Origin of the sequence: Klebsiella sp. K5-204 (assembly GCF_030128585.1) — a bacterium.
GTDB classification, from domain to species: Bacteria; Pseudomonadota; Gammaproteobacteria; order Enterobacterales; family Enterobacteriaceae; genus Klebsiella; species Klebsiella quasipneumoniae.
On record NZ_JAKUZS010000026.1, the window covers coordinates 1 to 6,883 of the forward strand.

7 protein-coding genes and 3 pseudogenes are annotated in these 6,883 nt (G+C 45.0%); 6 read left to right on the forward strand and 4 right to left on the reverse strand.

The genetic code is table 11. From position 1 onward, the window contains the following. Nucleotides 1-71: hypothetical protein (locus MKR05_RS26600; protein ID WP_223349232.1), on the forward strand; the 71-nt coding region annotated here is incomplete at its 5' end. Between the two features lie 432 nt (nt 72-503). Here the strand turns inward: MKR05_RS26600 and MKR05_RS26605 are convergent. Beyond that, nucleotides 504-977 (reverse strand): annotated as a pseudogene (locus MKR05_RS26605) (hypothetical protein); the annotation flags it as partial. A gap of 1 nt (nt 978) precedes the next feature. Between MKR05_RS26605 and MKR05_RS26610 the strand changes: the two are divergent. Beyond that, nucleotides 979-1,447, forward strand: a pseudogene (locus MKR05_RS26610) (IS3 family transposase); the annotation flags it as partial. A 164-nt stretch (nt 1,448-1,611) separates the two neighbouring features. Here the strand turns inward: MKR05_RS26610 and MKR05_RS26615 are convergent. From MKR05_RS26615 to MKR05_RS26625, 3 genes and pseudogenes are all read right to left on the reverse strand, one after another. Continuing rightward, nucleotides 1,612-3,057: pseudogene (locus MKR05_RS26615) on the reverse strand (IS3-like element ISKpn38 family transposase); the annotation flags it as partial. A 27-nt stretch (nt 3,058-3,084) separates the two neighbouring features. Beyond that, nucleotides 3,085-3,594, reverse strand: coding sequence for a hypothetical protein (locus tag MKR05_RS26620; protein WP_045372388.1), 510 nt, complete (start codon nt 3,592-3,594; stop codon nt 3,085-3,087). A 312-nt stretch (nt 3,595-3,906) separates the two neighbouring features. Next, a complete protein-coding gene (locus MKR05_RS26625) occupies nt 3,907-4,542 on the reverse strand; it encodes a hypothetical protein (RefSeq protein WP_223171879.1) in 636 nt (211 codons plus the stop codon). Between the two features lie 419 nt (nt 4,543-4,961). Between MKR05_RS26625 and mobI the strand changes: the two genes are divergently transcribed. From mobI to MKR05_RS26645, 4 genes are all read left to right on the forward strand, one after another. Then, on the forward strand, nt 4,962-5,603 hold the full coding sequence (mobI, locus tag MKR05_RS26630) for a conjugative transfer protein MobI(A/C) (protein ID WP_223171881.1): 642 nt from the start codon (nt 4,962-4,964) through the stop codon (nt 5,601-5,603). After that, nucleotides 5,603-6,391 (forward strand): hypothetical protein, encoded by a 789-nt coding sequence (locus MKR05_RS26635; protein WP_048292263.1) that lies wholly within the window; start codon nt 5,603-5,605, stop codon nt 6,389-6,391. The genes mobI and MKR05_RS26635 overlap by 1 nt, the downstream gene beginning before the upstream one ends. A gap of 13 nt (nt 6,392-6,404) precedes the next feature. Beyond that, complete coding sequence (locus MKR05_RS26640; RefSeq protein WP_048292264.1) at nt 6,405-6,788, forward strand: hypothetical protein; 384 nt, start codon at nt 6,405-6,407, stop codon at nt 6,786-6,788. Between the two features lies 1 nt (nt 6,789). Then, nucleotides 6,790-6,883: hypothetical protein (locus MKR05_RS26645; protein WP_223817503.1), on the forward strand; the 94-nt coding region annotated here is incomplete at its 3' end.

A 6,883-nucleotide genomic window follows, 5' to 3' on the forward strand; every position in this document is an offset into this window, starting at 1 on the left:
CTATGGCCCTGGTACGAGCGCTGAACAAAATGACGAAAGCAGGTATGCCTGAAAGCGTGCGTATTGCCTGAAAACACAACCCGCTACGGGGGAGACTTACCCGAAATCTGATTTATTCAACAAAGCCTTAAAAGAGCTTAGGGATATGATCTTATATCCCTACCAAATAATTTCCACTTCCAATGTAGGTAGTACAAATCTTAAACACTTATTCCAGTGACGTTCGTCGCCATAAGTGAAGTCGTGAACCTGGTGCATGAACGCGATCCCTTTCTCGCACTCGGCCACGATTGCATGGATGACGTTCATCTCTTTGCTGTGGTCGATACCGGTGTTCGAAGCAAAAGACTCAAGGACAGAAAGCGCTGTACTCATAATTTCACAATATAAACAATTTGTTTTCTTATTTGTTTTATTATCTCAAACAAGAAAAGGCGTAAAAGATCTATACAGAGGGCTACGGAGGAGGGGAAGGGGGCTCTCGCCCCCTTGCTATTTCAGGTTCAGTGGCTGACTTGCTGCATCTTGTGCGGCTGGTCATTTAGATCGTGGCAGTGGGCAAGTTCTCGCATCATATCTTCGATACGGCTCTTCGCTTCATCCATATTATCCGCCATCGCACCAAGTAGCTGGCGAATAGCAGCGGGATGTTCATCGCCGGTTAGCTCTGGCATTTTGAAACCGTTATGGGTTGCCATTAGTTTAAAGGCGGTAATTAACATGCCTAAAGAAGACTTAAGGCTGGCGATCTCCCGCTCTTTGCTTTCAATGCCCATATTGTCTCCGGAGAGCTCTGGCGCCGGCACGCATTTTGGCTCGCTCATCATGTCCAGAGTTGCCTGGAGTTTATTGGCACGTTCTTGCTCTTCCACATAAGCCCCGCCAAAGTGACGGGCAAGCATCAGGATTTTCATTGGTTCGTCAAATAAGTCCATGACCTGGACGATGGCCATGATGCGTTCCAGAGGAGGAGCGTCACTCAGGACCCACGAAGGCTGGCTGTATCTTGCTGTGGTTGTTGATCTATTCTCACGCAAAATTATCGGCTGGTCAATACAATCCCGGATGACAAAGGACATTGTCCTGAATGCACTGCTGATGGCTGTATGGCGGCGTAATCCCCAAAAACAGGTGCTGGTTCACTCGGACCAGGGCAGTCAATACACAAGCCATGAGTGGCAGTCGTTCCTGAAATCACAAGGCCTGGAGGGGGAGCATGAGCCGTCGCGGTAACTGTCACGATAATGCGGTTGCAGAAAGCTTTCTACAGTTGCTGAAACGCGAACGGATAAAGAAAAAGATCTACGGAACGCGGGAAGAAGCCCGCAGCGATATCTTTGGTTACATCGAAATGTTTTATAACAGTAAGCGTCGGCATGGTTCGAGCAATCAGATGTCACCGACAGAATATGAAAACCAGTATTATCAACGACTCGGAAGTGTCTAGATTATCCGTGGCGATTCAACATGCTGATTTCAGTGGTTGCACCAAAAAACCATGAAGTAAAATACTCATGGAGGCTATTTAACATAACAATGATTACACGCACCAATTTTGTTAGAACCATTTGGTAATGTCACTTTTGGGGCTGCGGATGTTTTCCTGGACTGTTATGTTGTGATCCCAAGATGCTGCCGGTACTTCACAGGACTCATTGCACCTAATGATAGCTTGATACGTTTCTCATTATACCAGCGTATGTACCTGTCCAGGAAGCAGATAAATTTTTCCAGCGTGATACCCGCCCAGTCTCTGCCATAGAACATTTCGTTTTTGATACGCCCGAAGAAGCCTTCACACGCAGCATTATCCGACGAGCATCCTTTGCGCGACATGGACCTTATAAGTCCGGAGGTGTTGATACGCTCGAGCCAGCCCGGCCACCGGTAATGGCCACCACGATCGCTGTGTATCACCGGTTTATCATGTTCGCTGAGCGTATCGAGTGCGTCATCGAGCATCGTATTCACCTGCGTCGCGTCCGGGCGTGTTCCTATCGACCAGCTTACAACCTGGCCATCAAAGCAGTCGATAACCGGCGACAGATAGACTTTTCCAGCCGGAAGCTGGAACTCCGTAATATCGGTCAGCCACTTCTCATTTGGCCTGCAGGAACTAAAATCCCGGGCGAGTAAATTTTCCGGTGCCGGACCGATTTCGCCACAGTAAGAGTTATATCGTCGTCGCCTGGTGCGCTTAACAACGAGCTGCTCTTCTGCCATCAGTCTGCGGACAACCTTTTCAGAAATAACTCTGTTGTTACTGCGAAGCATCGCGTGAAGGCGCCGGTAGCCGTAACAGCGGTAATTCTCCTCAAAGATATCGGCCATGATCACGCGTATTTCCGCATACTTATCGTACAGACGTTTGCTGGCTTTGTGGTAAAAATAACAGCTGCGGGCAAGTTGCAGAACGCTTAGCAACTCAGCAACGGGGTACTTTTTCTTAAGGGCATCAACTATCAGGGTTTTCTCCCTGTTTTTCAGTTTCAGAAAGGTGACGCCCAGATCTTTTTTTATCAGTTCATTCGCCTTTGTCAGTATGTCACGTTCGAGCTGCAGCTGATGAACCTGCTTCCTGAGACACCGGATTTTACCGAGTAAAGCATCCTGATTTTTATCCTGAGGGGCTGCCTTTCGTTTGCGCATGGATTGATAAGTCTCGTCACTGATAAGGTCTTTCTTCCATTTGTACAGGACCGGGACGCTGACGCCTATGCTTTGTGCAACTTTACGCGCGGTTTCACGTCGGTTACAGAGCTCCCGGACGGCCTGAGACCTCTATTCCGGGCTGAAGCATTTGCTTGTGCCTGAGCGAATGACCAGGGGACGCGCATTTGGATAAAACTCTTCAATCCAGCGCTTTAGAATTTCGTTACTGGGGTAGCCGATGGCTCGGCGAGTGTACGACAGGCAACCACCGTGAGTAAGATAATGCTCAACAGCAGCAATTTTCTGTGTACGTGAATAGCGTTCTCTTGGTTTTAATTCCCTGGGTAAATCGCCCTTCTCTTCATAAATCCGAACCCAACGGCCCAGCTGTTTTGTGGAAGGATATCTGGGGAGACTTACCCGAAATCTGATTTATTCAACAAAGCCACGCATAATAGCAACTTTGCATTTTTTTGCGCTACATGTCGGGCAGGAATCATACCTGTCCGGCGCATGTATGAAGGGCTTTTTACATACCAGGCAATAGTCTTTATAGTCAGCTTCCGACATCCCGTTGAGAACTTCGACAATCCTGTTGACCTTGAGCGGGTAGTATTCCGGCGTATATCCCGTGTTAATTAACAAATCAACAAGTGCATTAAAATCCATTTCTCTGGTTGATTCTGTAGGATTTTGAGTGTCATATCCGAAAATATGAATAGAATTGTTTACAACGACATTTGACAGCAACATGGCGGATTTTTCACCGAGCCATTTACCTACCCCTTTTCTTGTATTTATCCCTTTGGGGTACTCCAGGCTGTCGGCAACTTTACGACCATACAAATGTGTTATGGTATATTTATTGGCATCAAATTCTATTAACTTTATGGCACTTGCCAGGCTATTTAGCTGGCTTACCTCGCTCTTTTTAAAGCCCATTATCCGCATTCTCCTTAACGTGTACCTGGTCCGGTTCTTTCGACCGGCAGGAAAAACCACTTCATGTTTTCAGAAAAGTTACTTTTCAGCGAAGCACGCTCGGTTCCTGTTATTCACCAACATGAATGAACCGTAATCAGGTTACCATATCAATGAGTGAAGCTAGTTAACTTTTATAGCATCCAGAAACCGCTAAAATAACTTTAGCTTCTCATATGAATCTTTAAGAGCAAATTCAACTCGTAAGTTTTACATATTTTCCTTTGGGATGAAACCTTCCAGAACATCAGCCATAATCTCGTAACCCCATGCTTATACTTTGTGATCACGTCGTCCGGCATCATAGGTTATAAACCGGGGAAAGAGAACCACATTTGTCACCTCAACAAAGGCGGATATCTCTGTATCGAGGAGCATCTGAAAAGCGTCATTAGACAGAGCCAAATAAGCCCTGACATAAGCCGGTTTAAATCTGGCCAGATTCCATAGATTGACCAGGAAATTCATCTGTATAGAGACGATGTTTTTCCTGAATAACTCAAGGTCGACGGGTTTATAAACATACTGCTTCCCGCTCAATAATTCGCATGGCTCATTTGGTTTCATCTCGGTACTGTCAAAAGGTCTGCCGTACGTTTCAAACTTCAGTAACTGAGAGTCATCCAGGATTAATTTTATTAACTCACCCCATAAAACAGGCTTCCCGTTGACACGGGGAACTAGCAGGCTACCTGGTCTGGCTTCTGACAGGGCAATTCTATTTAGACGCGCATCAGTGGCGGGATGGAAAAAACGCTCCAGCAGGTTCTCCGGTATATAGCGGTAGTCCGACGCGAGATCACGAGGCAACACACTGAGTAGTTTTTTCTGACTACGTATCAACTGCAACTCCGAGCGGAGAAACGCCTTAATGACCGTGTCAGTCTGTACGTTGGGTTGTACGTCCATACGCTCTCCAGAGTACTTTTAAATCGCGCTACATACGGTTACTTAAGGGCTGTTATTATATCAAAGCCATCTTAGAGATACTACCCAAAAAAAACAAGTACTAATATTATTAGATACTAAATTATAAAAAATCACTGTCCTTTTACCTTGTACTGGTACTTATAACATTAGGCACTTTTTATAGAAGCTGCACAGTTTCGCTCGGTTTCATTAGTACCTTTTCATCAAAAAAGTACTAATGAGGATAGATTTTCATTAGTACTTTTTCCTGTGAAAGGTACTAATGGCAGGACTGGAATCCTACACTTTCATTAGTACTTTTTTTGCAAATAGTTACTTATGTATAAGGGTACCTATTACTGGTTAGCAAAAAAGTTACTTTTTCCATCTCCAAGTTTGCGTGAAGTGGTTTTCCGGGGATGGATCGCACACCGTGCGGGCCACAGGCAGAGGTTGTTGGACGTGCTCACAAAAAAGTTACTTTTTTTAGCCGACGGCATGAGCACAAAAAAATTTTAAAAAAAAATGCAAACGCCCTTGTTAGTTCAGAAAAATCTGTTTGGATTCCTGTAGTCTGTGTTGCTGGAGGAGTTGATATGAACCCGATAATTACGGCACATCAGGAAATCGTTATCGAGAACTCGGTTCGCTATATCGAGTTACTGAAATCGGAGGCTTCTAAAATTCTGGATGAATACTGGGAGGCCTGGAAGGCACGAAACCAACTGATATCCCAGACCACGTATGCAAACGGGGGAAGGTTTATACCTGGTCGTTTTGCTCCTGTGCTGAGAAAGGTTGGATCGTCGCAAAAACTGACAATTGTATGGAAAGATTTTTCGCCTAGGTTCAAAAACAAAATTGAACATCATGGCGTGGTTGTTAAACCTAAACTCGGAGGATACAGCGTTAGTTGTTTTAAAAATGCTCTGGACTGGGAACTGGAGATGATCCAGGAAACAGAAAACAAAATTAAACCAATCCGTGATCTCCTCGCGGAATTCCATCAACGAAAACTGGCCGACATCAAAAGACTGGAAAAACTGAAGAGGTTAATATAATGGCTGACAACGCATCCCCAAAAACTGAACCGCGCAATCAACAAAACACTGGCAATAACCGACCGTTAGGGATGGTCATTTCAAAACTAAAGCCACTTTCAAGTGAGTTCTATACGCACTTTCATGAAAAAAACAGAGCCTGCCTGCGCCAGTTTAACGCCATCTCCAATGCCATTTATAATATTTTCCGCCTGGTAGAAGGTGACCAGGCGACAAGCACTAAAGTTCAGAAATGGCTCTCCGGTGTTTACGAAGAACTGTCGGGTAATGTAAATACCTTCAAAGAGCAGATTGACAAAAATGTCGCCCGACTGCCTCTGGATGATTCTTCATTCGAAGGGTTCGACTATGGTGAATTTGAAATTCGCTGGAACCACCCAATGACCTATAAATTGCTGGATATTATCCAGACCATCAACGTCCTGACTCGTCAGGCACATCAGTTGTGGTTATACGGTCAGATATCACAACAGGTTCATGACCGAATTATCCTGCAACTCCTGAGCTCACTGCGGGTTGCGATGGACAACATAACTAAAATACTGAACGCTGAAAACCGCGTGAATGGAAAATACGACGCATTGCCATTCATTCAGAACATTAAGCGGTTTAAATCGGTGGAACTTTATATTGCCAGTCTCGAAACTAAAGCCCCTGTTCAGTCCGGTCACAGTGACAGTTCTGCTGATGCTGGCAGTGAGCCGACATTAAAACCAGAAGCAGCAGCTGGCACCGGTAAACCATCTGACAAAACACAGCCTTCTGCTACTCCTGTTTCGGTACAATAACTCACAGGTTGATATGAGTATTATATCCAGGATTTTTTTAAAAATTAGGGTCGCCCTCTTCGGAGGGCCTGACCACGATATTGTTTTTTATACAGATGATGAGTACGATATCCCGCACACGCTTAACAAGGATGTGCAAAGCTATCTTGATTGTCCAAGTAAGCCTGCGGGTATAACACTCTTTTCAGAGCGTGAGATTCTATCTGTACATGCTAACCGGTTACAGGAAATTAATATGTATATCGGTTTGCCAAATTCAGACCTGAGTGAGGAGGCCTATACCTTCACTAATCTGGTCATTAAGCCATTGATGGAATATACACGCTGGATACATCTTTTACCTGCGTCGGCTTTGTTGAATAAATCGGCTTTGTTGAATAAATCGAACTTTTGCTGAGTTGAAGGATCAGATCACGCATCCTCCCGACAACACAGACCATTCCGTGGCAAAGCAAAAGTTCAGAATCACCAACTGGTCCACCTACAACAAAG